General features: G+C 71.3%; 19 protein-coding genes, 3 tRNA genes and 1 other RNA gene. 14 read left to right on the top strand and 9 right to left on the bottom strand.

The genetic code is table 11. The features are described 5' to 3' along the window. The first annotated feature begins 70 nt into the window (after positions 1-70). The 5 genes from ffs to ACZ49J_RS07595 all read left to right on the top strand — a co-directional run bounded on the left by ffs (position 71) and on the right by ACZ49J_RS07595 (position 8,722). Positions 71-167, top strand: an RNA gene (gene ffs / locus ACZ49J_RS07615) — signal recognition particle sRNA small type. Positions 168-278: 111 nt separating this feature from the next. Further along, a complete protein-coding gene (locus ACZ49J_RS07610) occupies positions 279-2,786 on the top strand; it encodes a DNA polymerase III subunit gamma and tau (protein ID WP_467446574.1) in 2,508 nt (835 codons plus the stop codon). A 219-nt stretch (positions 2,787-3,005) separates the two neighbouring features. Continuing rightward, entirely contained in the window at positions 3,006-4,271 is a 1,266-nt protein-coding gene (gene purD / locus ACZ49J_RS07605; RefSeq protein WP_467446573.1) for a phosphoribosylamine--glycine ligase, read from the top strand. Between the two features lie 331 nt (positions 4,272-4,602). Continuing rightward, on the top strand, positions 4,603-6,696 hold the full coding sequence (locus ACZ49J_RS07600) for a hypothetical protein (RefSeq protein WP_467446572.1): 2,094 nt from the start codon (positions 4,603-4,605) through the stop codon (positions 6,694-6,696). Between the two features lie 493 nt (positions 6,697-7,189). Continuing rightward, positions 7,190-8,722 carry a N,N-dimethylformamidase beta subunit family domain-containing protein gene (locus ACZ49J_RS07595; protein ID WP_467446571.1) on the top strand — a complete coding sequence of 511 codons (1,533 nt, stop codon included), beginning with the start codon at positions 7,190-7,192 and terminating at the stop codon, positions 8,720-8,722. 18 nt (positions 8,723-8,740) lie between these two features. On the opposite strand, the gene ACZ49J_RS07590 is transcribed toward ACZ49J_RS07595, so the two are convergent. Beyond that, complete coding sequence (locus tag ACZ49J_RS07590; protein WP_467446570.1) at positions 8,741-8,893, bottom strand: hypothetical protein; 153 nt, start codon at positions 8,891-8,893, stop codon at positions 8,741-8,743. A gap of 142 nt (positions 8,894-9,035) precedes the next feature. On the opposite strand from ACZ49J_RS07590, the gene ACZ49J_RS07585 reads away from it, so the two are divergent. Beyond that, positions 9,036-9,935 carry a phosphoribosylaminoimidazolesuccinocarboxamide synthase gene (locus ACZ49J_RS07585; RefSeq protein WP_467446569.1) on the top strand — a complete coding sequence of 300 codons (900 nt, stop codon included), beginning with the start codon at positions 9,036-9,038 and terminating at the stop codon, positions 9,933-9,935. 134 nt (positions 9,936-10,069) lie between these two features. Here ACZ49J_RS07585 and ACZ49J_RS07580 read toward each other — a convergent pair. The 8 genes from ACZ49J_RS07580 to ACZ49J_RS07545 all read right to left on the bottom strand — a co-directional run bounded on the left by ACZ49J_RS07580 (position 10,070) and on the right by ACZ49J_RS07545 (position 14,768). Beyond that, positions 10,070-10,142, bottom strand: a tRNA-Gly gene (locus ACZ49J_RS07580). A gap of 23 nt (positions 10,143-10,165) precedes the next feature. Next, positions 10,166-10,774, bottom strand: a complete 609-nt coding sequence (locus ACZ49J_RS07575) for a response regulator (RefSeq protein ID WP_467446568.1) — start codon at positions 10,772-10,774, stop codon at positions 10,166-10,168. Then, positions 10,771-12,057, bottom strand: a complete 1,287-nt coding sequence (locus ACZ49J_RS07570; protein WP_467447178.1) for a sensor histidine kinase — start codon at positions 12,055-12,057, stop codon at positions 10,771-10,773. Before ACZ49J_RS07570 ends, ACZ49J_RS07575 begins: the two co-directional genes overlap by 4 nt. Then, positions 12,039-12,854: an ABC transporter permease gene (locus ACZ49J_RS07565; protein WP_467446566.1), complete on the bottom strand. Its 816-nt coding sequence runs from the start codon at positions 12,852-12,854 to the stop codon at positions 12,039-12,041. The genes ACZ49J_RS07570 and ACZ49J_RS07565 overlap by 19 nt, the downstream gene beginning before the upstream one ends. Then, positions 12,851-13,843 (bottom strand): ABC transporter ATP-binding protein, encoded by a 993-nt coding sequence (locus tag ACZ49J_RS07560; RefSeq protein WP_467446565.1) that lies wholly within the window; start codon positions 13,841-13,843, stop codon positions 12,851-12,853. Before ACZ49J_RS07560 ends, ACZ49J_RS07565 begins: the two co-directional genes overlap by 4 nt. Before the next feature lie 165 nt (positions 13,844-14,008). After that, positions 14,009-14,084 (bottom strand) — tRNA-Gly (locus ACZ49J_RS07555). 80 nt (positions 14,085-14,164) lie between these two features. After that, positions 14,165-14,236: transfer RNA gene (locus ACZ49J_RS07550), tRNA-Gly, on the bottom strand. A 214-nt stretch (positions 14,237-14,450) separates the two neighbouring features. Next, entirely contained in the window at positions 14,451-14,768 is a 318-nt protein-coding gene (locus tag ACZ49J_RS07545) for a histone-like nucleoid-structuring protein Lsr2 (RefSeq protein ID WP_467446564.1), read from the bottom strand. Between the two features lie 362 nt (positions 14,769-15,130). Between ACZ49J_RS07545 and purS the strand changes: the two genes are divergently transcribed. From purS to purF, 8 genes are all read left to right on the top strand, one after another. Beyond that, the gene (purS, locus tag ACZ49J_RS07540) at positions 15,131-15,397 is read left to right on the top strand and encodes a phosphoribosylformylglycinamidine synthase subunit PurS (RefSeq protein WP_467446563.1); all 267 of its coding nucleotides are present in this window, start codon (positions 15,131-15,133) and stop codon (positions 15,395-15,397) included. Next, complete coding sequence (gene purQ, locus ACZ49J_RS07535) at positions 15,394-16,074, top strand: phosphoribosylformylglycinamidine synthase subunit PurQ (protein ID WP_467446562.1); 681 nt, start codon at positions 15,394-15,396, stop codon at positions 16,072-16,074. Before purS ends, purQ begins: the two co-directional genes overlap by 4 nt. After that, positions 16,071-18,329, top strand: coding sequence for a phosphoribosylformylglycinamidine synthase subunit PurL (purL, locus tag ACZ49J_RS07530; protein WP_467446561.1), 2,259 nt, complete (start codon positions 16,071-16,073; stop codon positions 18,327-18,329). The genes purQ and purL overlap by 4 nt, the downstream gene beginning before the upstream one ends. Positions 18,330-18,456: 127 nt before the next feature. Then, a complete protein-coding gene (locus ACZ49J_RS07525) occupies positions 18,457-18,960 on the top strand; it encodes an ArsR/SmtB family transcription factor (RefSeq protein WP_467446560.1) in 504 nt (167 codons plus the stop codon). A 32-nt stretch (positions 18,961-18,992) separates the two neighbouring features. After that, a complete protein-coding gene (locus ACZ49J_RS07520) occupies positions 18,993-19,826 on the top strand; it encodes a M23 family metallopeptidase (protein WP_467446559.1) in 834 nt (277 codons plus the stop codon). A gap of 10 nt (positions 19,827-19,836) precedes the next feature. Continuing rightward, positions 19,837-20,634 (top strand): maleylpyruvate isomerase family mycothiol-dependent enzyme, encoded by a 798-nt coding sequence (locus tag ACZ49J_RS07515; protein WP_467446557.1) that lies wholly within the window; start codon positions 19,837-19,839, stop codon positions 20,632-20,634. 93 nt (positions 20,635-20,727) lie between these two features. Further along, on the top strand, positions 20,728-21,537 hold the full coding sequence (locus tag ACZ49J_RS07510; protein ID WP_467446556.1) for an META domain-containing protein: 810 nt from the start codon (positions 20,728-20,730) through the stop codon (positions 21,535-21,537). Between the two features lie 85 nt (positions 21,538-21,622). Further along, positions 21,623-23,149, top strand: coding sequence for an amidophosphoribosyltransferase (gene purF / locus ACZ49J_RS07505; RefSeq protein ID WP_467446554.1), 1,527 nt, complete (start codon positions 21,623-21,625; stop codon positions 23,147-23,149). Positions 23,150-23,184 lie beyond the last annotated feature (35 nt).

Raw genomic sequence — 23,184 nt, 5'->3', positions numbered from 1 at the left:
AGTGCTTGCGAACTCGTTCGAGGGGCCGGGGGAGGGGGACGGGCGGGGTCGGTGGATCGGGTAGGCTGGGGGCAGCCCCTCACGCGGCGCTATCTGACTGAACTCCCCCAGGGCCGGAAGGCAGCAAGGGTAGGTTGGCTCTGGCGGGTGCGTGGGGGGTCTTCTGTTGGGCCGCGGGGGCCCGTCGAAGAACCTCGGCGCGGGGCTGACCTGCGGCGGTTTCCGGGGTGGGCCCTGGGCAGGCCGGGTTGTCAGTGGGCGGCTATAACCTCGTATGCGTGTCGTCTCTCGCGCTGTACCGCCGCTATCGCCCGGAGTCGTTCGCCGAGGTCATCGGACAGGAGCATGTCACTGATCCGCTGCAGCAGGCGCTGCGGAACAACCGGGTCAATCACGCGTACCTGTTCAGCGGTCCGCGTGGGTGCGGCAAGACGACCAGTGCGCGGATCCTCGCCCGGTGTCTGAACTGCGAGCAGGGGCCCACGCCGACGCCCTGCGGCCAGTGCCAGTCGTGTCAGGACCTCGCGCGGAACGGGCCGGGGTCGATCGACGTGATCGAGATCGACGCCGCCTCGCACGGTGGTGTCGATGATGCTCGTGAGCTGCGGGAGAAGGCCTTTTTCGGGCCGGCCGGGAGTAGGTACAAGATCTACATCATCGACGAGGCCCACATGGTCACGTCGGCCGGGTTCAACGCGCTGCTGAAGGTGGTCGAGGAGCCTCCGGAGCATCTGAAGTTCATCTTCGCGACCACCGAGCCCGAGAAGGTCATCGGGACCATTCGGTCGCGTACGCACCACTACCCGTTCCGGCTCGTGCCGCCGGGGACCCTGCGGGACTACCTCGCCGATGTGTGCGGGCGGGAGAAGATCCCCGTCGAAGAGGGGGTGCTCCCGCTGGTGGTGCGGGCGGGGGCCGGGTCCGTGCGTGACTCGATGTCCGTCATGGACCAGCTCCTGGCCGGGGCGACCGAGGACGGCGTCACGTATGCCATGGCCACGTCGCTGCTGGGGTACACGGACGGCTCCCTGCTCGACTCCGTCGTCGAGGCGTTCGCGGCGGGGGACGGGGCAGCCGCTTTCGAGGTCGTGGACCGGGTCATCGAGGGCGGGAACGATCCACGGCGGTTCGTCGCGGATCTTCTGGAGCGGCTCAGGGACCTGGTGATCCTGGCCGCCGTCCCGGACGCGGCCGAGAAGGGGCTCATCGACGCGCCCGCCGACGTCGTGGAGCGGATGCAGGCGCAGGCGGGGGTCTTCGGTGCCGCCGAGCTCAGCCGGGCCGCCGATCTCGTCAATGAAGGGTTGACGGAGATGCGCGGGGCGAACTCGCCCCGGCTGCAGCTGGAGCTCATCTGCGCGCGTGTGATGCTGCCGGCGGCGTACGGCGACGAGCGTTCCGTCATGGCCCGCCTCGACCGGATCGAGCGCGGTGTGAACTTCGCCGGGGGCGGTGCCGGGCCCGCCATGGGCTACGTGCCAGGGCCAGACGCTCACGGGTACGCGGGGGCGGCGCCCGCCATGGGGCCCACTGGGCCGGGTGCCGCTGGTGCCGCCGCGGCTGGAGCCGAGCCTGTGGTCCCGCCGGGGGGCGGGCCTGCGGCGGCCCGCGCCGCCGTGCGGTCGGCGGGTGGGCCCGGCGGACCCGGCGGACCCGGCGGACCCAACGGACCCGGCGGACCCAACGGACCCGGCGGACCCAACGGGCCCGGTGGAGCTGGGGGCGCTGGTGGGCCTGGGAGTGCCGGGGCACCGGCCGCTGCCGGGGCGGCCACCGCGCCTGCGGGCGCCGACACGGGCCCGGGCCCGGGGGCGCCTGCTGCGGCACCGGGGGCTGCGCCGACCGCCGAGCAGCCGTCCGCTCCTGCCGCTCCTGCCGCTCCGGCCGCTCCTGGTGCCTGGCCCACCGCGGCCCCCGCGGGCAGCGGCCGACGGCCCGGTGGCTGGCCCACGGCTACCCCTGCGGGTGGGGGATCGGGCGGGACGCCAGGAGCAAACGGCGGCCAGGGGGGACGCCCTGCCGCGGCCGGTCCCGGCTCAGGGCCGGCATCCACGCCCGGGGGTTCCACGCCCCCTGCTTCCCCACCTCCCGCTCCCGCCGCTCCCACCGGTCCCGCCGGTCCCGCCGGCGGAGGGCTCGACCCCCGCATGCTCTGGCCCAACATCCTGGAGGCGGTGAAGAACCGCCGCCGCTTCACCTGGATCCTGCTCAGCCAGAACGCACAGGTGGCGGGCTTCGACGGCACCACCCTGCAGATCGGGTTCGTCAACGCCGGGGCCCGGGACAACTTCGCGAGCAGCGGCAGCGAGGACGTACTGCGGCAGGCGCTGGCCGAGCAGTTCAACGTCCACTGGAAGATCGAGGCGGTCGTCGATCCGTCGGGTGGCTCGGCGCCGTCGCCGGGTCCCGCGGGTGGTTCGGCAGGTCCTGGTGGTTACGGCGGAGGGGGCGGGGCCGGCGGCGGTGGCGGATACGGCGGGGCGCCCGGCTCGTCCCCGCGTCCGTTCCCACCCCAGTCCCCGGCCCCCGCATCGGGACAGGCACCGGCATCGCGCCCCTCGTCCCAGGCGGGCCAGGGATCCGCCGCCGGGCAGGGCGGACCGGCTCCGGCCACCGCGTCGGCGCCCATGCCAACCCGCCCCGCCCCGGAGCCTCCGCCCGTCTCGATCGAGGACGACATGCCCGAGGACGACGATCCCGACCTCGACGAGTCCGTCCTCTCCGGGCACGAGCTGATCGTGCGGGAGCTGGGCGCGACGGTGGTGGAGGAGTTCACCAACGAGTAGCGGGCCGCTGCCGCAAGGGGACTGAACTGAAGGAGATGGCTGCACGCAGGGGGGCTGACGGAAGGGAACCAAGGAAAGGGAACTGAACGCAGGACGCTGAAATAAGGGGACTGAACGAAGGCTCAAGTGACAGGACTTGGACGAACGCACAAGCTTCCCACCCCACCCCCTTCGGCATCCCCCACAAGCGCGGCCTCCCGCGCCGGTTAGGCTGACCCCGTGAAGGTCCTCGTCATCGGTAACGGCGCCCGCGAACACGCCCTGTGCCGTTCCCTGTCCCTCGACCCCGACGTCACCGCCCTGTACTGCGCCCCCGGCAACGCCGGCATCGCGGAGGTGGCCGAGCTGCACCAGGTCGACGCCCTGGACGGCAGGGCGGTGGCCGCGCTGGCCACGGAGCTCGGTGCCGAACTCGTCGTCGTGGGGCCGGAGGCTCCGCTCGTCGCCGGTGTCGCCGACGCCGTGCGCGAGGCCGGCATCCCCTGCTTCGGCCCGTCCAAGGAAGCCGCTCAGCTGGAGGGTTCCAAGGCCTTCGCCAAGCAGGTGATGGCCGGAGCAGGCGTTCCCACGGCTCGCTCGTACGTCTGCACGACGCCTGCTGAGGTCGAGGAGGCGCTCGACGCGTTCGGCGCGCCGTACGTCGTGAAGGACGACGGTCTCGCCGCGGGCAAGGGCGTCGTCGTCACCGGCGACATCGAGCAGGCCACGGCACACGCGAACGCCTGTGAGCGCGTCGTCATCGAGGAGTACCTCGACGGGCCCGAGGTGTCGCTCTTCGCGATCACCGACGGCGAGACCGTCCTCCCGCTCCAGCCCGCCCAGGACTTCAAGCGCGCCCTGGACGGTGACGAAGGACCGAACACAGGCGGCATGGGCGCGTACTCCCCGCTCCCCTGGGCCGACCCGAAGCTGGTCGACGAGGTGCTGCAGACCGTGCTGCAGCCGACGGTCGACGAGATGCGGCGCCGCGGCACACCGTTCTCCGGCCTGCTGTACGCGGGTCTGGCGATCACCAGCCGTGGCGTACGGGTCATCGAGTTCAACGCCCGCTTCGGCGACCCCGAGACCCAGGTGGTCCTGGCGCGCCTGAAGACCCCGCTGGCCGGCGTCCTGCTCGCCGCCGCCCGAGGCACCCTCGCCGACCTCGAACCCCTCCGCTGGAGCGACGACGCGGCCGTCACCGTGGTCGTGGCCTCGCACAACTACCCCGGCACCCCGCGCACCGGCGACCCGATCACCGGGCTCGACGAGGTCGCGGCCCAGGACGCCCCGCAGGCGTACGTCCTCCACGCCGGCACCAAGCGCGACGGTGACGCGGTGGTGAGCGCGGGCGGCCGGGTGCTGTCCGTCACGGCGGTCGGCACGGACTTGGCCGAGGCGCGCGAGCGGGCGTACGCGGCGGTCGGGCGCATCGGGCTCGACGGTTCGCAACACCGGACCGACATCGCGGCGAAGGCGGCCGCCGGAGCGCACGGGTCTGCGTGACCCCGGGTGCTCCCTCCCCTCTCATGGGCCCCGGTTTCCTCTGGGAATCCGGGGCCCCATGTTTGCTCAGCGTCATCCACCTCTCCCCAGAGCCATTCCATCGAGTGACCGATGGCCCATCCGGCTGACGGGGCCCAAAAGCCCCAACTAGGGTGCGGCGCAAGCGGTCCGGCACTTGGCCCACCCGGCATTGCGGTGTCAGTGGTGGGTGCCACAGTGGGGGAGTGAGCAACGCCAGGCCATCCGGAGGCGAGCGCGGTGACGTAGACCGTCACGGCGGACGCCCCGCGGTGTACGGGACAGTCGGGACGGTAGGGGGTGAGGGCCGGTCGTGACCGGTATGGGTGTGGAGGTGGGCGCGCAGGCAGCGCGCTCCCGGGCCGTCGCCGTGCTGCGCGTCCGCAGCCGGGCGGTGGCCCTCGCCCTTTTGCCGGCTGCTGTCGCCGTCGTGCTGTTCGTCGGCGGGAGCACCGGCCACATCACCGGCGGTGGCTGGCCGGTGACGCGCTGGATCATGGCGGTGCTGGCGGCCGTGGTCCTCTTCTGCGCCGCGGGCGTCTCGCTCGTCGTCGCCCGCGCCAGGCCCGCCACGAGTCCGACGGTCCCGATCAACGAGGAGTCGGCCCCCGACCTGTACCGCCTGGTGCGGGACCTGGCCGACAGACTCGATGTCCCGGCCCCCTCCGCGATAGCGCTGACCCCTGACTGCGACAGCTGGCTGGAGGACCGCACCCACCGCTCGCACGGTGCGCGGCCGACGCGGGAGCGCAGGGCCGACAGGGGTGACAGGGACCGGCGGGGTGCACGAGGTGCCCGGGGTGCCCGGGGTGCCCGGGGTGCCCGGGGTGGCCAGGGGCCCTGGGCCGGCAGAGCTGACGCGGGTGAGAGTACGGGCCTGGAGGGCATAGGTGACGGCCTGTCGGCCATCAGCGGCGGAAGCGGCGGAAGCGGTGGCATGGGGAGAGACACGACGATGCCCAACGGACGCGACGCGGCCACCGCACCCGTGCTCGTGATCGGCTCCCCCTTCCTGTGGTGGATGCGGGTTGGGGAGCTGCGCGCGGTTCTCGCCCCGGTGGTGGCGGGTACGGGCCCGTCGGCCCACCCGGACATAGCCGCCGCGCGCCGTTTCGTACGAGGGCTGGACGCGGCCGTGGCGGTGACGGCGGCACCCGCACGGGGGCCCCTGGCCCGGACGGCGATGGACGGGGTGGGCTGGGTGGCCCGCCTGCTGCTGCGCGGCTGCCGTGGTCACGCGGCCGAGATGGAGCGGGGCGTGGCGGCCGCCGCGGCCGAGCGCGCACAGACTGTGGACTACGGTCTGCGGATCGTCGCCCAGGAGCAGGTGGGCCTCGCGTACGCGGGCTGGGACCGGCTGCTCACCCGGGTCGCGCTGCCCGCCTGGCGGATGGGCCGCTGGCCGTCCCGCCTCGACGCGGGCGTCGTCGCGGCCCTCACGGAGCTGTCCCGTCGGGACCGTTTGGCCGAGGGCTTCGCCTCCCGGCTGGGCGAGCGGCCGGCCTGCGACCTGCTGGAGGAACCCGGCGTGGTCGACGAGGCCGCGTCCCTGCTCGCGGCCCGCCTCTTCCACGGCGGCCCCGCCGAGTCGGGGCCCGACTGGGCACCGGTGGACTGGCGCGAGTACCCCGACGAGGTCGTCGACCGGAAGTGGCGCACGGACGCGGCCCGGCTCCACCGTGTCCTGGACGCCCTTGGAGTCCGGCAGGCGGCGGGTTCGGGGGAGGCGGACCCCGGCGGACCGACCCTGGCCCGCGTGCTCAACCACCTGACCTGGGCAGGAGGCAGCCGGTCAGCGGGAACGGCAGACAGCGAGCCCGACCCCGAGCCCAAGCCCCTGCAAGGTGGGCCAGCCCCATCCCCGCCTCCCATAACCAATCCCCCCGCTGCCGAGCCCTCCGCTCTCAATCCCCCCGCTGCCGAGCCCCCCACCTCGAAGGCCACCCCCGCCGAGGCCGGACCGGACGACCTCGGCCCGAGCGACGAGCCGGGCCTGCGCAGTGAGCAGGCAGCCGCGCTGGCGGCCGGGCTGAGCGCCGAGGTGGCCCGGGAAGAGGCGTCGGCGGGCACGCCCACGGTGAACGGCGGCGCGGCGGAACCACAGGGCCCGGACCGAGCCCTGTGGGACGACATACTCCCGCTCTTCCCCATGCAGCCCCCTCGCACGGGCCGCGAGCTCCTCACCGACCACGTCACGGCGATGGTGTGCTGCGCGGCGATGGACACGGCCGGCGCGACACCGGGGCTGGACTGGCTGGACGGCCCGTCCCTGCTGATCAACGGCGAGCGAGCCGTCGACCTCGCCCCCCGGGTCCTGACCCTCGTCGAGGACGGTGATCCGGACCCGCTCCGGGACTGGCTCCGGCACCTGGGCGTCCGCCCGGAGAAGCCGGTCCGCCTCGTCTGAACGACAGCGATCCGCCCTCTGAGCGCGAGTACAACGCGCCCCACCGCCCCCACGGGGCAAGCGAGACATCACCTTTGGGCGGAGCCCCACGGTCCGTTCACGTCAATTCACGACGAACGGTGACGGAGCGCGTGCTTAATGTGATGTGCTGGGACCGTTCGAGCACATGGCACGGGCATAGACGGATCGGAGTACGACGACCCGCCGTCCGCGCCGCAAGCCGCCCTCAAGAGCTCGGAGCAAGTGGCCCCACCACCGGCGGCGGCCCACAAGCACCAGACACCGCAAGCACAGCCACCGCGCACAACCACAAGCACAGGCGCCACGCACCACACCAACAAAGACACCACGCAGAACCACAAGCAAAGACACCCAGCAGCCACAAGCGCAGCCACCACGCACAGCGACAAACACGGCCACAGATACCCACAAACACAGCCACCACCACGAACGTCAGCGCAGGACTACGGGGGCACCAGGGAGGGGAGCACGTATGGGATCTGAGAAGATCCGCCGCTGGGAGTCGGGCGCACTCGCACACGCCGTGACGGACCCCTTCGGCCAGGGTCCCGTCCCCTGGCTCCGGGGCACCGAGACGTACTTCGACGACAGCGGCCAGATCGTCCCCTGGTACGTGGACCAGGTGGACCAGTACGACGCCCCGCCCCGCTCCTCACCGCACAAAGGAGCAGGCCGCACCCGGGTCCCCGGCCCCCGGAGGGAACCCGAGCACGTCAACGGCCCTCGCGCCGCCGACGACGTACGCCGCCAGATCAAGGGCTTCACGACGACCGGCGCCGCGGCCCCCGGCGAGTCGATCGACTTCCACATCACCGTGGACCCGCCCCAGGAGTTCAGCGTCGACATCTACCGGATCGGGCACTACGGAGGCGACGGCGCCAGCAAGATCACCACCAGCCCGCGCCTCTCCGGCATCGTCCAGCCTCCGCCACTGACCGCCGACCGCACGGTCTCCTGTCACCACTGGTGGCTCTCCTGGCGTCTGCAGGTCCCGAGCTACTGGAACGCCGGCGCGTACGTGGCCGTCCTCACCACTGCCGACGGCTACCGCTCGCACGTCCCGTTCACCATCCGCGCCAACCATCCGGCCGACCTGCTCCTCGTCCTGCCGGACGTCACCTGGCAGGCGTACAACCTCTACCCGGAGGACGGTCGCACCGGCGCCAGCCTGTACCACGCCTGGGACGAGGAGGGCCGTCTCCTCGGTGAGGCGGACGCCGCGACGACGGTGTCCTTCGACCGCCCGTACGCGGGCGCGGGCCTCCCCCTCCACGTCGGCCACGCCTACGACTTCATCCGCTGGGCCGAGCGCTACGGCTACGACCTCGCCTACGCCGACGCCCGCGACCTGCACGCCGGCCGCGTCGACCCCACCCGCTACAGCGGCCTGGTCTTCCCCGGCCACGACGAGTACTGGTCGCACGCCATGCGACGCACCGTGGAACTCGCCCGCGAGCAGGGCACCTCCCTCGTCTTCCTCTCCGCCAACACCATGTACTGGCAGGTGGAGCTGGCCCCGTCCCCGTCCGGCGTCCCCGACCGGCTGTTGACCTGCCGTAAGCGCAAGGGGCCGGGAAAGCCCGTCCTGTGGCGCGAGATCGACCGGGCCGAGCAGGAAGTCATCGGGATCCAGTACGAGGGGAGGGTGCCCGAGGCCCACCCGCTGGTCGTACGCAACGCGGACCACTGGCTGTGGGAGGCGACCGGCACCCAGGAGGGTGACGAACTGGAGGGCATGGTCGCGGGCGAGGCCGACCGGTACTTCCCGCGCGCCCCGCTCCCCGAGCACCAGGGCCGCATCCTCCTCGCGCACTCCCCGTACCGGGACAGCGAGGGCGTCATCCGCCACCAGGAGACCTCCCTCTACCGGGCCCCCTCCGGCGCCTGGGTCTTCGCGTCCGGAACGTTCGCCTGGTCCCCGGCCCTCGACCGCCCCGGCCACGTCGACACCCGTGTCCAGCGAGCCACCGCGAACCTCCTGGACCGCATCTGCAAGCGCGAATGACCCAACTGCAAGCGCGCATCACCTCCTCCGGACCTGCCCGGCTCCGTTCCGGACCTCCCCGGCTCCGTTCCGGACCTGCCCGGCTCCGTTCCGGATCTCCCCGGCTCCGTTCCGCGCCTCCCTGCCTTCTCCCTGCGCCTTCCCCGCGCCTTCCCCGGCCCCCTTCCGCATCCTTTCGTCCCCTTACATCCCCTTACATCCCCTTACATCCATTTCCGTCCCCTCTTCCGCGCCCCCCGCCCCGCCCCCAGCTCGACCGCCCCTCCGCATACGGGAGAATCGAGCCACTTGGACATCAACACGGGGAGGAACCGTGTCCGGATTCGTTGAAAAGCCCGAGCCGATCCAGGTTCCGGGTCTGGTGCATCTGCACACCGGCAAGGTGCGCGAGCTGTACCAGAACGAGGCGGGCGACCTCGTGATGGTCGCCAGTGACCGTACGTCCGCCTTCGACTGGGTGCTGCCGACCGAGATCCCGGACAAGGGCCGCATCCTCACCCAGCTCTCGCTGTGGTGGTTCGACCAGATCGCCGACCTGGTCCCCCACCACGTCCTGAGCACCAACCTCCCGGCGGGCGCCCCGGCCGAGTGGGAGGGCCGCACCCTGGTCTGCAAGTCCCTGAGCATGGTGCCGGTGGAGTGTGTGGCCCGCGGCTACCTCACGGGCTCGGGCCTCGCCGAGTACCAGCAGACCCGCACGGTCTGCGGTCTCGCCCTGCCCGAAGGCCTCGTCGACGGCTCGGAGCTCCCCGCCCCGATCTTCACCCCCGCCACCAAGGCCGCGGTCGGCGACCACGACGAGAACGTCTCGTACGAGGAGGTCGCCCGCCAGGTCGGCGCCGACACCGCCGCCCAGCTGCGCCAGGTGACCCTCGCCGTCTACGACCGTGCCCGCGACATCGCCCGCGACCGCGGCATCATCCTCGCGGACACCAAGTTCGAGTTCGGCTTCGAGGACGACACCCTGGTCATCGCCGACGAGGTCCTCACCCCGGACTCCTCACGCTTCTGGCCGGCGGACCAGTGGCAGCCGGGCCGCCCCCAGGCGTCCTTCGACAAGCAGTTCGTACGGGACTGGCTCACCTCCCCGGCCTCCGGCTGGGACCGCGCCAGTGAGCAGCCCCCGCCGCCCCTGCCCGAGGAGATCGTCGCCGCGACCCGCGCGAAGTACGTGGAGGCGTACGAACGACTGACGGGCACGACCTGGAGCTGACCCCCTGACCCCCTGACCCCCTGCCCCCCTGACCCCCTGCCCCCCTGACGCCCTGCCCCCTTGAGCCCTGCCCGCAGGGGGCGCAGGCCGCACGACGAAGGCCCCGGTCGGATGACCGGGGCCTTCGAAAACCGAGCGGACGACGAGGCTCGAACTCGCGACCTCAACCTTGGCAAGGTTGCGCTCTACCAACTGAGCTACGTCCGCACTGCGCCGTGGCGCGAGAGCAACTATACCCAACCTCGCTCACGTGCGAGACGTACCGCGGCATGACGGTTCTCGGCCCCGAGCTTGGTGGCGGCCGACGACAGGTAGTTCCGTACGGTTCCCGGTGACAGCCCGGCCCGCTCGGCGATCTCCGTGACGGGCGCCCCGTCGGCGGCCAGCTCCAGCACCTCGGCCTCCCGCGCGGTCAGCGGCGAGTCCCCGGCGGAGATCGCGTCGGCGGCCAACTCCGGATCCACGTAACGGTTCCCGGCGTGCACGGTGCGGATGATCTCGGCGAGGCGCTGGGCGCTGACGGTCTTGGGGACGAAGCCGCGCACTCCCGCCTCCAGGGCCCGCTTGAGATGTCCCGGCCGCCCGTGGCTGGTCACGATCAGCACCTGGCAATCGGGCAGCTCGGCGCGCAGGGATGTGGCGACCTTCACACCGTCCGCGCCGGGCATCCGAAGATCCAGGACGGCGACGTCGGGCTCGTGCGCCAGGGCCATGGCCAGCGCCTCCGGTCCGGACGCGGCCTCGGCGACGATCAGCAGGTCGTCCTCCAGCGCGAGCAGGGCCGCGAGGGCGCCCCGGATCAGGTGCTCGTCGTCGGCGAGCAGCAGCCGCACACTCACGCCGTGACCTCGCTCGCCGAGACCTCGCTCACTGCCAACGGCACTTCGGCCACCACCTGGAACACACCCTCGCGGACCCGGCCGGCCTCCAGCGTCCCGTCCACCGCGGCGAGCCGCTCCCGCAGGCCGACGAGCCCGGAGCCCCGGCCCTCCGGCGGGACGTCGGACGCCCCGTCGTTCTCCACGGTCAGCACCACGCGCCCCTCCAGCACCCGTATCCCCACCTCACACCGTCCGGCGTCCCCGTGCCTCAGCACGTTCGTGGTGGCCTCCCGCACGACCCATCCCAGGGCCGACTGCACCTCGGCGGGCAGCCCGGCCGTCTCCCCGCGCACCTCGCACGCGATTCCGGCGGCGGTCAGCACCCCGTGCGCACCGGCGAGTTCGGCCCCCAGGTCGGCCTCCCGGTATCCGCGTACGACGTCCCGGACCTCGCGCTGCGACTCCCGCGCGATCCGCTGCACCTCGATCATCTGCTCCACGGCCTCGGGCCGCTCCCGGCGTGCCAGCTGCACCGCCAGCTCGCTCTTGAGCGCGATCACGGCCAGGTTCCGGCCGATCACGTCGTGCAGGTCGCGCCCGAAGCGCAGTCTCTCCTCGGCGACGGCGAGCCGGGCGCGGGTCTCGCGGGCCTCGTCGAGTTCGTAGACGGCGTTGAGGAGCCAGACGGAGAAGGCGGAGGTGAAGGCGATGGACCCGGCGCCGAGCAGAACCATGACCGCGGTGACCAGGGAGCCGACGGCAGGGCGGCCCATCGCCAGCGCCACGGCTCCCGTGCCCGCCGCGAAGCCCGCGACCGTCGCGGCCATGCGCCGCCGGGTGCGGATCCCGAGGGCCATGGTGCCGGGGCCGAAGGTCAGCACGACCCCGACGAGCGTGCCCGTCGCGGTGTCGACGCTGTCGTCACCCGGGCCGTGTTCCACGATCAGGAGCCCTGCCCCGGCGATCACCGCGGTGACGAATGCGAGTATCCACAGCAGCTCCACGGGCTGCTTGCGGCGGCCACGCGTCCAGTCGAGTGCTCGCGACGCGGTCACGGCGCAGGCCGCGGCGTGCGCGCACCCCATCGGCACCACCCAGCTCGCGGTCCGCGCGTCCACGTCGGCGTCGGTCAGCGCCGTCAGCCCGATCGTGGCCAACTCGATGACCACGAAGGAGTGGAACGTCCAGCGCGTGTAGGTCTCGACCTTCGCCGGCGTGTTCTTCCGCCGCCACCATCCCCCCGGCATGCGCATCCCCTGCTCGTCCCCCTGCTCCCCGTACGTCAGCGCCGCGGCTCCCAACGGAACCACCGCCGTACAGCAAACACCGCGACCACGATCCAGGCCACCGCCGTGGCGACGGCGCCCAGGGCGTCGTACGCGGACAACTCCCCGGTCCAGCCGCCCCGCAGCAGTGTGATCACCGGTGTCAGCGGCAGCAGTTCGCACACCGAGGCCAGGCGGTCGGGCATGACCTCCAGCGGCGCGATCGTGCCCGACCCGAGCATCGACACCAACAGCAGCGGCATGGCGGCGACCTGGGCGCCCTCCACGCTCCTACTGAAGCTCGACACGACGGCGGCGAGCACGGGCCACGTGACGAGCCCCAACAGCAACCCGAGGAGGGCGAGATGAGGTGCCTCGGGCGCCCCGACGTCGAGAAGCGCGGTGCAGGCCGCCACCAGGACCAGGCACTGGACGAGGCCGATGACGACCGCCGGCAGCGCGGCACCGGCGAGGATCTCCACGTCCCGCAACTCCCCGGTGCGCAGCCGCTTCAGCACGAGCTCCTCGCGCCGCGCCGCGTACACGCTCACCAGGGAGCTGTAGACCGCGAAGAGCAGTGAGAAGCCGACGGCGGCCGGCAACAGCACGGAGCCCACCGAGAGTCCGGCCGCCTCCAGGTCCCTCTCGTTGACGGCCGAGCGCACGCTGAACGGCATCACCAACGGCACGAGCAGCGCCGTCACCAGCGTCGCCTTCGAACGGCCCAGCAGCGTCAACTCGGCCCGCGCCAGGGCGGCCATGCGTCCGGCGGGGGTGGTCCTCCCCGCCGTCCCCGCGGGAGCACCCGCCCGCACTCCTGTCGCCGCACTCATACCGTGGCCGCCTTCCCGGACTTCGCGTCACCACGCGCCCCTTCGACGCCGCCTGACGCACCGGAGGCCTCACGGGCGATCCGCAGGAACGCCTCCTCCAGGGACGCCGAGCGGATGTCGAGGCTGCCCAGCTCGACGCGGGTGCGCTCGGCCCACAACAGCAGCTTGGTGGCGGTGCGCTGGAGTTCCTGCGTACGGAGCCGGACCGTGCGGCCGGTCGTCTCGTGGTCGGTCACACCCAGTTCGGCCAGCGGGGGCAGGTCGCCCAGGAAGTAGCCGTCGGGCAGGTCGAAGGAGATGCGTGACGGCTGGGACGCGGTGACCTCCGCCGGGGTGCCGGTCGCCGCGATACGGCCCTCGTGGAGGATCGCGAGGCGGTCGGCCAGGCCCTCGGCCTCCTCCAGGTAGTGCGTGGTGAGCAGGACCGTCGTACCCCCGTGGCGAAGCTCCCGCACCAACTCCCAGGTGTCCTGGCGTCCTTCGGCGTCGAGCCCGGTCGTCGGCTCGTCGAGGAAGAGGACCTCGGGGCGACCGAGAAGCGCGAGCGCCAGGTCGAGGCGCCGCTTCTCACCTCCGGACAACTGCTTGACCCGCACCCCGGACCGCTTCCCGAGACCGACGAGTTCCAGGGCCTCCCCCGTGGGGCGCGCCCCGCTCGTGCAGCCCGCCCACATCCGTACGGTCTCCGCGACGGTCAGCTCGGAGGGGAAGCCGCCCTCCTGCAGCATCACGCCGATGCGCGGCCGGACGGCCGACCGCTCCTCGTACGGGTCGTGCCCGAGGACCCGCACCCGCCCCCCGGCCGGTGGTGCCAGGCCCTCCAGCAGTTCGACCGTCGACGTCTTCCCGGCGCCGTTCGTGCCCAGGAGCGCGAAGAGTTCCCCCTGGCCCACGGAGAACGTGATCCCCCGCACGGCCTCGAAACCGCCCCCGTACACGCGCCGCAGGTCAGTGACCTCAATCACGTCCTCGTGCCCGTTCGTGTTCATGCCTTCAGCATCCCCGCCGTCCGGCGTCGGCGGCAGTGGGACCTGTCATCACTCCCCATGACAAATGTCAGTCGCGAACTGCCGGTGGGCGCGCATGTGTGCATGAAGGGGCATGAACGGGCGCACACGAAAAGGCCCCGGCCGAGTGGCCGGGGCCTTACTTCCTGGAGCGGACGACGAGGCTCGAACTCGCGACCTCAACCTTGGCAAGGTTGCGCTCTACCAACTGAGCTACGTCCGCATTGCATCCGACCGGCTCTCACCGATCGGCGCGAGCACCAGCCTACCTGATCCACAAAGGTGGTCGGACCGGCGATGCAGAGCGGGTGACAGGAATTGCACACTGCGCCTTCCCCCTGGAAGGGGGATGTTCTACTACTGAACTACACCCGCGTGACTCCGTGAGCCGGGCCTTTCGGCCTCGCCCCTCGGCGTGCTCCAGACTCTAGCTGATCAGCGGGGGTGCTGCGCAAGTCGGTTGCCGCCAGGGGCGGATGACCGGTCGTCGGAGCTCGCAGGGCCCCCGGGGTCCGGGGCCCGCAGGCACCCGGCTCCGGGAGACGTGAGTCGGCTCAGTGCACGGCCGCGCATCAGTACGCCGCGCGCATCAGTGCGCCGCCGCGAACGCCTCGTAAACCCTCTTGGGGATCCGCCCGCGTGCGGGGACATCCATCTTGTGGGACTGGGCCCACGCGCGGACGGCGGACGGGTCGGGGGCGACGTCGGTCTGCTTGTAGGCCTTGCCGGACCGCGAGCGCTTGCGGCCGGCCTCCACGTAGGGGGCCAGGGCCTTGCGCAGTCCCTCGGCATTGGCTGGGTTGAGGTCGATCTCGTACGACGTGCCGTCGAGTCCGAAGGCGATCGTTTCCGCCGCTTCCGAGCCGTCGATGTCGTCGAAGAGAGTGACTACGACACGCTGCGCCACGAATATCGGTCCCTTCGTGCGACACCTCGTTGCTGCGATCACCTCGATGACGTGCTGGTACGTCATGGGGAGTCGGACGAGATGTCGGCTGTCCGGCAGTAATTGGGCTATTGGGCAAAGTATCGGCTATTGCCAATTCATTTGTACAGAGCCCGGCATTGCAATGTGAACCCCGACTAAAACCGTCCGGGCGTCCGTTGCACAATAGGTATCCCGGATCTTTCCCAGAACTTTCCGTCATGGCAGCCGCTCGATACCGGATCGTGACGGTGCTCACGTAGATTCCTACGAATCTACCCGCGTAGAAATTTTGTGCGGGTAGTCTGAAGGAACCTGCTCAGCACCACACACCGGGAGTGCCAGTGGCACGCGTCGTAGTCGACGTCATGCTCAAGCCGGAGATCCTCGACCCCCAGGGCCAGGCGGTGCAGCGCGCGCTGCCGCGCCTCGGTTTCGAGGGCGTCTCCGACGTACGTCAGGGAAAGCGTTTCGAACTGGAAGTGGACGGACCGGTCGACGACGCCGCGCTCGCCCGCATCCACGAACTGGCGGAATCCTTCCTCGCCAACACCGTGATCGAGGACTTCACCGTGAAGGTGGAGGAAGAGAAGACGGAGGCAGGAAAGTGACCGCACGTATTGGCGTCGTCACTTTTCCGGGCAGCCTGGACGACCGGGACACGCAGCGCGCGATCAGGCTCGCCGGTGCCGAGCCGGTCGCTCTCTGGCACAAGGACAAGGACCTGAAGCAGGTCGACGCCGTGGTGCTGTGCGGTGGTTTCTCCTACGGCGACTATCTGCGCGCCGGGGCCATCGCCCGCTTCTCGCCGGTGATGGAGACCGTGATCGAGCAGGCGAAGGCGGGCCTGCCGGTCCTCGGCATCTGCAACGGCTTCCAGATCCTCACCGAGGCCCACCTGCTGCCCGGCGCGATGCTCGGCAACGACCACCTGCACTTCATCTGCCGCGACCAGAAGCTGCGGGTGGAGAACGCCACGTCCTCCTGGACCAGCGACTACAGCGAGGGCCAGGAGATCCACATCCCCCTGAAGAACATGGACGGGCGGTACGTCGCCGACGAGCGCACCCTCGACATGCTGGAGGCCGAGGGCCGGGTCGCGTTCCGCTACCTCGACTTCAACCCCAACGGCTCGCTCCGGGACATCGCCGGCATCACCAACGAGGCCGGGAACGTCGTGGGCCTCATGCCGCACCCGGAGCACGCCGTCGAGCCGCTCATCGGCACCGGTCGCACCGACGGCCTCCCGTTCTTCACCTCGATCCTCAAGAAGCTGGTCAACGCATGAGCCGGACGCCTCTGGACACGGTCGAGCACGCGGCCGCGACCCCCGACGTCGAGCTGCCCTGGGCCGAACTCGGCCTGAAGAAGGACGAGTACGAGCGGATCGTGGAGATCCTCGGCCGCCGGCCCACCGGTGCCGAGCTCGCCATGTACTCGGTGATGTGGTCCGAGCACTGCTCGTACAAGTCCTCCAAGGTCCACCTCCGCCAGTTCGGCGAGAAGGCCCCCGAGTCCGACGCCCTGCTCGTCGGCATCGGTGAGAACGCCGGTGTCGTGGACGTCGGCCACGGCTACGCGGTCACCTTCAAGGTCGAGTCGCACAACCACCCCTCGTACGTCGAGCCCTACCAGGGCGCGGCCACGGGCGTCGGCGGCATCGTGCGCGACATCATCGCGATGGGCGCCCGCCCGGTCGCGGTCGTCGACCCCCTGCGCTTCGGCGCCGCGGACCACCCGGACACCAAGCGCGTCCTCCCGGGCGTCGTCGCGGGCATCGGCGGCTACGGCAACTGCCTGGGCCTGCCCAACATCGGCGGCGAGGTCGTCTTCGACGCCTGTTACCAGGGAAACCCGCTGGTCAACGCCGGCGCCATCGGCGTCATGCGGCACGAGGACATCCACCTCGCGAAGGCCTCCGGCGCGGGCAACAAGGTCATCCTGTACGGCGCCCGCACGGGTGGTGACGGCATCGGCGGCGCGTCCATCCTCGCCTCCGAGACCTTCGACGACGCCAAGCCGTCGAAGCGCCCCGCCGTCCAGGTCGGCGACCCCTTCCAGGAGAAGCTCCTCATCGAGTGCACCCTGGAGGCCTTCAAGGAGAAGCTGGTCGTCGGCATCCAGGACCTGGGCGCGGCCGGCCTGTCCTGCGCCACGTCCGAGCTGGCGTCGAACGGCTCGGGGGGCATGCGCGTCACCCTCGACGACGTCCCGCTCCGCGACTCCACGCTCTCGCCCGAGGAGATCCTCATGAGCGAGTCGCAGGAACGCATGTGCGCGGTCGTCGAGCCGGAGAAGGTCGACCGCTTCCTGGAGATCTGCGACAAGTGGGACGTCATCGCCACCGTCATCGGTGAGGTGACGGACGGCGACCGTCTGGAGATCTACTGGCACGGCGGCAAGATCGTCGACGTCGACCCGCGCACGGTCGCACACGACGGCCCGGTCTACGAGCGCCCGTACGCCCGCCCGTCCTGGCAGGACGAGCTCCAGGCCGACGACGCGAACAAGCTCCCGCGTCCCCAGAGCTCCGAGGAGCTCAAGGACCAGGTCCTGAAGCTGGTGTCGTCCCCCAACCAGGCCTCCAAGTCCTGGATCACCTCCCAGTACGACCACTTCGTGCAGGGCAACACGGTCCTCGCCCAGCCCGAGGACTCCGGGATGATCCGCGTCGACGAGGAGACCGGCCTCGGCGTCGCCATCGCGACCGACGGCAACGGCCGGTACGCGAAGCTCGACCCGTACGCGGGCGCCCAGCTCGCGCTGGCGGAGGCGTACCGGAACGTGGCGACCACCGGTGCCAAGCCCCTCGCCGTCTCCGACTGCCTGAACTTCGGCTCGCCCGAGGACCCGGCGGTGATGTGGCAGTTCGCGGAGGCCATCCGCGGCCTCGCCGACGCCTGCCAGCAGCTGGGCACCCCGGTGACCGGCGGCAACGTCTCGCTCTACAACCAGACGGGCGAGGTGGCCATCCACCCGACCCCGGTCGTGGCCGTCCTCGGCGTCATCGACGACGTGGCCCGCCGCACGCCGGTCGCCTTCCAGGAGGAGGGGCAGCTGCTCTACCTCCTCGGCGACACCCGTGAGGAGTTCGGCGGCTCGGCCTGGTCCCAGGTGATCCACGACCACCTGGGCGGCCTGCCCCCGCAGGTGGACCTGGAGCGCGAGCGGCTCCTCGCCGAGATCCTGATCTCCGCCTCCCGCGACGGCATGATCGACTCGGCGCACGACCTGTCCGACGGCGGTCTGATCCAGGCCGTGGTCGAGTCGGCGCTGCTCGGCGGCAAGGGCGCCCGCCTGGTCGTACCGGACGGGCTCGACGCGTTCACCTTCCTCTTCTCCGAGTCGGCGGGACGCGCGGTCGTCGCCGTACCGCGCTCGGAGGAGGTCCGCTTCAACGACATGTGCGGCGCCCGCGGCCTGCCCGTCACCCGCATCGGTGTCGTCGACGGTGACTCGGTCGATGTCCAGGGCGAGTTCTCGCTCACGCTGGACGAGCTGCGTACGGCCCACGAGCGGACGATTCCGGCGCTGCTGGCCTGAGGCCCCGCACAGTTCCGTCTTCTTGAAGCCCCCGCCCGGGGTCACCGGGCGGGGGCTTCGTCGTCGTGCCCGTGGCGTCCCTCTCTCACGTTTGCACGTAGTTACGTAGTTCCGTAAGATCCAAGGTGTGGATCTCGAACAACGCGTCGCCGACCTCGAACGTCGACTGGCGGCACTGGAGAACGCGCGGCGCCCCGCGCCCCAGCTGGACGCGAGCGACGACTTCTGGGCCCTGAACGGCCTGAAGGAGGAGCTGACCGGGCTGGGCGCAGCCGACGGAGGTGTGCTGTTCACCGGGGCCGTACGGCTGCCGACCGGGGAGCGCTACGACTGGCAGCACGGCGCGGTGACCGGCGACCTCATGGACGAGGACTGGGCCCGGCTCGCCGAGCCGCTCGCCGCTCTCGGCCATCCGGTCCGGCTGCGGTTGCTCCGCGAGATCCTCGGCGGCCTGCGCACCGCGGCCGAGCTCGCCGAGCTGGACGAGGTGGGCACGACCGGCCAGATCTACCACCACCTGCGCCAGCTCTCCGCCGCCGGCTGGCTGCACACGACCACACGCGGCCGCTACGAGGTGCCTGCGGGGCGGGTGGTGCCGCTGCTCGTCGCACTGTCCGCGGCCCGGTCCTGACCAGGCCGGCGCCCACACCAAGAGGGGGAACCATGACCGCACGCAAGCTGATCAGCGTCGCCTACCGAGTTCTGCAGCTCGTCTTCTTCGGCCTGGTGATCGCCCACCTGTTACTGGACCTCGGGTATCCGTGGTGGTGGAACTTCGGACCGATCGTCCTCGCCTACGCCCTCGTCATCGTGGCCAACCGGTGGGGCGGTACCCCGGACAGCCCGCGCCTGGCCCGCGAACCCGTCGAGGTCGACCCGCCCGTCACCGGCCGCTGGTCCGCGCTGAACAGCCCGGCCGACCGCACGCCGAGCCACGGCACGCACTCCTACGGCCAGACGTACGCCATCGACGTCGTCGCCGAGCCCACGCCGGGCGCCCGCCCGTCCTTCAGGTGGCTGTGGCCGCTCGCCCGCCGCACCAGCGCGTTCCCCGCCTTCGGCGCCCCGCTGCTCGCGGTGGCCGACGCCACCGTCGTACGGGCCGCCGACGATCAGCGCGACCACCTCAGCCGCACGTCGCTGCCCGCACTGCTCTACCTGATGGTCCTGGAGGCGTCCGTGCGCGATCTGGCAGGCGCCCACCGGATCGTCGGCAACCACGTCGTCCTCGACCTCGGCGACGGGACCCACGCGATGTACGCGCACGTCCAGCGGGGCTCGCTCGCCGTCCGTGAGGGCGACCGGGTACGGGCCGGACAGCAGATCGCCCGCTGCGGGAACTCGGGCAACTCCACCGAGCCCCACCTCCACTTCCAGCTGATGGACGGCCCCGACCCGGACACCGCCCGCGGCATCCCCTTCACCTGGCGCGGCCTCGGAGTCCCCGGCAACGGCGAGATCTTCGAGGCACCCGCGACGGCATCGCAGCCCACATAGGCTGACGTCCATGCCACCGGCCAGGAAACGCCCCCGCACCTACGACCCCGCCAAGATCCGCACGGCGGTGCTCGCCCAGTTCGAGAACGTACGGGACGCCGTACGCACCCTCACCCCCGACCGGCTCGCCGCTCCGACCCGGCTCGGCGACTGGACCGTGCGGGACCTGGCCGCGCACATCACGATGGCGGTCGAGACGGTCAGCAGGAACCTGGAGCGTCCTGAGCCGCCCAAGGCGGACCTCGCCCTGCTGGCCTGGCCCTTCGCCACCGCCGCACGCGCGGCCGACATCGACGAGCGCACGAAGGAGCTGGCGCGGGCCAACCCCGACCTCGACGCCCTCTACGCCACCACCGGGCAGCGGCTCACGGCGGCCCTCGCGAGCGCACCCGGCACCCGCCTCCTCGCCACCCGCACCGGCACCATCAGCCTCGCGGACTACCTGGTGACCCGGACCGTCGAGCTCGTCGTCCACACCGACGACCTGAACGCGGCGGTGCCGGGCCTGGACGTCCCGTACGACCGTCAGGCCCTCGCCGCCTGCACCCGGCTGCTCGCCGACGCTCTCGCCGTGAAGGCACCCGGCGGTTCGACGGAGGTGCGGGTGCCGCCGTACGCCGTCGTGCAGTGCGTCGAGGGTCCGCGGCACACCCGCGGCACCCCGCCGAACGTGGTCGAGACCGACCCGCTGACCTGGATCCGGCTCGCCACGGGACGCGCGGAGTGGGCGACCGCCGTGCGGGAGGCGCGCGTCAGCGCGAGCGGCGAGCGCGCCGATCTCGGCGGTTTGCTGCCGCTCCTCGGCTGAGCCCCGTCCGCCCCTGGGCACGGCGACTGTCCGAAAAGAGACCGGGAACCGCTCACCGGCCCCACCCGTCCCAGCGGCATGAACAAGCGCGGCATGAACAAGCAGCGACTGACCCTCACCGCCCTGACCCTGGTCCCGCTCGTGGTGGCGTGCGGCAGCGAGTCGGGCAGCAGCTCCGTCGGCTCCGGCTCCGGCTCGGCCTCGTCGGCGTCCGTCAAGGGCGTCCACTGGAGCGTCGACAGCCTCACCGTCGACGGGAAGAGCGAGAAGGCCCCCGGCGGCGCCTACGTGAAGATCGCCGAGGACGGCAAGGTCAACGGCAACTACGGCTGCAACGGCTTCGGCACGACCGCGACCGTCGAGGGCGACAGGATCAGGTTCGGCACCGCCCGCTCCACCGAGATGGCCTGCACGGGTGTCTCGATGAAGTTCGAGGAGGCCTTCCGGCGCGCCCTCTCCGACGGGCAGCTGAAGGCCGAGACGAGCGACGGCAAGCTGACGCTCACGTCCGGTTCCGGCGCCAAGGTCGTCCTCAGCGAGGAGAAGCCGGCCGAGCTGTACGGCACGACGTGGAAGGTCACCTCGCTCGTCAAGGACGGCACCGCCGTGTCGCTGGCGTCCGACGCGCAGGGCAAGGCCTGGTTCACCCTCGATCAGAAGAAGGGCACGCTCGCCGGAAGCCTCGGCTGCAACCGGGTGTCGGCGGACGCGACCGTACGCGACGGCTCGCTCACCCTCGGCACCCCGGGCACCACCCGCAGGATGTGCGACGGCTCACTCATGGACACCGAGAAGTCGCTTCTGAAACTCTTCGAGAGCACGGTCAGTTACAAGATCGACGCTCGAACCATCACGTTGACCAGCGAAAACGGCGAGGGCATCAGCGCGGTCGCCAGTAAGTGACGTACGCGGGTCAGGGGTGCCTTACCGGCATGATCCGAGATCACCGGATTCGGACCAGTGCGCGATCTCGCCTACACTCGGTGGCGTGCCACGTGGTGACGGTCGACTCAATCACGATCTGCTCCCCGGTGAGAAGGGCCCCCAGGACGCGTGTGGCGTCTTCGGTGTCTGGGCTCCGGGCGAAGAGGTCGCAAAGCTCACGTACTTCGGGCTCTACGCCCTCCAGCATCGAGGCCAGGAATCCGCGGGAATCGCGGTCAGCAACGGCCGCCAGATCCTCGTCTTCAAGGACATGGGCCTCGTCTCGCAGGTCTTCGACGAGACCTCCCTCGGCGCGCTCCAGGGTCATATCGCGGTCGGTCACGCCCGCTACTCGACCACTGGCGCCTCCGTGTGGGAGAACGCCCAGCCGACGTTCCGGGCCACCGCGCACGGTTCCATCGCGCTCGGCCACAACGGCAACCTGGTCAACACGGCGCAGCTCGCCGACAGGGTCGCGGACCTGCCCAAGCAGGAGGGCCGCAACACCCGGGTGGCGGCCACCAACGACACCGACCTCCTCACCGCCCTCCTCGCGGCCCAGGTCGACGACGACGGCAAGCCGCTGACCGTCGAGGAGGCCGCCCCGGTGGTCCTCCCTCAGGTCAAGGGCGCCTTCTCGCTCGTCTTCATGGACGAGCACACCCTGTACGCGGCCCGCGACCCGCAAGGCATCCGCCCGCTGGTCCTCGGCCGGCTCGAGCGCGGCTGGGTGGTCGCCTCCGAGTCCGCCGCCCTCGACATCTGCGGCGCCAGCTTCGTACGCGAGATAGAGCCGGGCGAGTTCGTCGCCATCGACGAGAACGGTCTGCGCACCTCCCGATTCGCGGAAGCGAAGCCCAAGGGCTGTGTCTTCGAGTACGTGTACCTGGCCCGTCCGGACACCGACATCGCCGGCCGGAACGTCTACCTGAGCCGCGTCGAGATGGGCCGCAAGCTCGCCAAGGAGGCCCCCGCCGAGGCCGACCTGGTGATAGCGACCCCGGAGTCCGGCACCCCCGCCGCGATCGGTTACGCGGAGGCCTCCGGCATCCCCTTCGGCGCGGGCCTGGTCAAGAACGCCTACGTGGGTCGTACGTTCATCCAGCCTTCGCAGACGATCCGCCAGCTCGGCATCCGGCTGAAGCTGAACCCGCTGAAGGAAGTCATCAAGGGCAAGCGCCTGGTCGTGGTCGACGACTCGATCGTGCGCGGCAACACCCAGCGCGCCCTGGTGCGCATGCTCCGCGAGGCCGGCGCCGCCGAGGTCCACATCCGGATCTCCTCGCCGCCCGTGAAGTGGCCCTGCTTCTTCGGCATCGACTTCGCCACTCGCGCCGAGCTCATCGCCAACGGCATGACGATCGACGAGATCGGCACCTCGCTGGGCGCCGACTCGCTGGCGTACATCTCCATCGACGGCATGATCGAGGCGACCACCATCGCCAAGCCGAACCTGTGCCGCGCCTGCTTCGACGGCGAGTACCCGATGGATCTCCCGGACCCCGAGCTGCTCGGAAAGCAGCTTCTGGAGACCGAGCTGGCCGCCGGGCCCGCCGCGACGGCCGCCGTCGACGCGATCCGCCGCCCGTAAGAGCCCGTGTTCCCTGCCGTACGACACGAAAGTGC

This window comes from Streptomyces sp. NPDC030840, assembly GCF_055572015.1.
Note: the sequence above shows the minus strand (reverse complement) of the source record. Positions and strands in the feature narration are given on the sequence as shown.

Bases quoted from the DNA above. Each gene is read 5' to 3' on its own strand.
- ACZ49J_RS07515 (WP_467446557.1), top strand. From the start codon at position 19,837: ATGCCACCGGCCAGGAAACGCCCCCGCACCTACGACCCCGCCAAGATC.
- ACZ49J_RS07510 (WP_467446556.1), top strand. From the start codon at position 20,728: ATGAACAAGCAGCGACTGACCCTCACCGCCCTGACCCTGGTCCCGCTC.
- ACZ49J_RS07595 (WP_467446571.1), top strand. From the start codon at position 7,190: ATGGGATCTGAGAAGATCCGCCGCTGGGAGTCGGGCGCACTCGCACAC.
- ACZ49J_RS07560 (WP_467446565.1), bottom strand. From the start codon at position 13,843: ATGAACACGAACGGGCACGAGGACGTGATTGAGGTCACTGACCTGCGG.
- ACZ49J_RS07520 (WP_467446559.1), top strand. From the start codon at position 18,993: ATGACCGCACGCAAGCTGATCAGCGTCGCCTACCGAGTTCTGCAGCTC.
- ACZ49J_RS07590 (WP_467446570.1), bottom strand. From the start codon at position 8,893: ATGCGGAAGGGGGCCGGGGAAGGCGCGGGGAAGGCGCAGGGAGAAGGC.
- purL (WP_467446561.1), top strand. From the start codon at position 16,071: ATGAGCCGGACGCCTCTGGACACGGTCGAGCACGCGGCCGCGACCCCC.
- ACZ49J_RS07565 (WP_467446566.1), bottom strand. From the start codon at position 12,854: ATGAGTGCGGCGACAGGAGTGCGGGCGGGTGCTCCCGCGGGGACGGCG.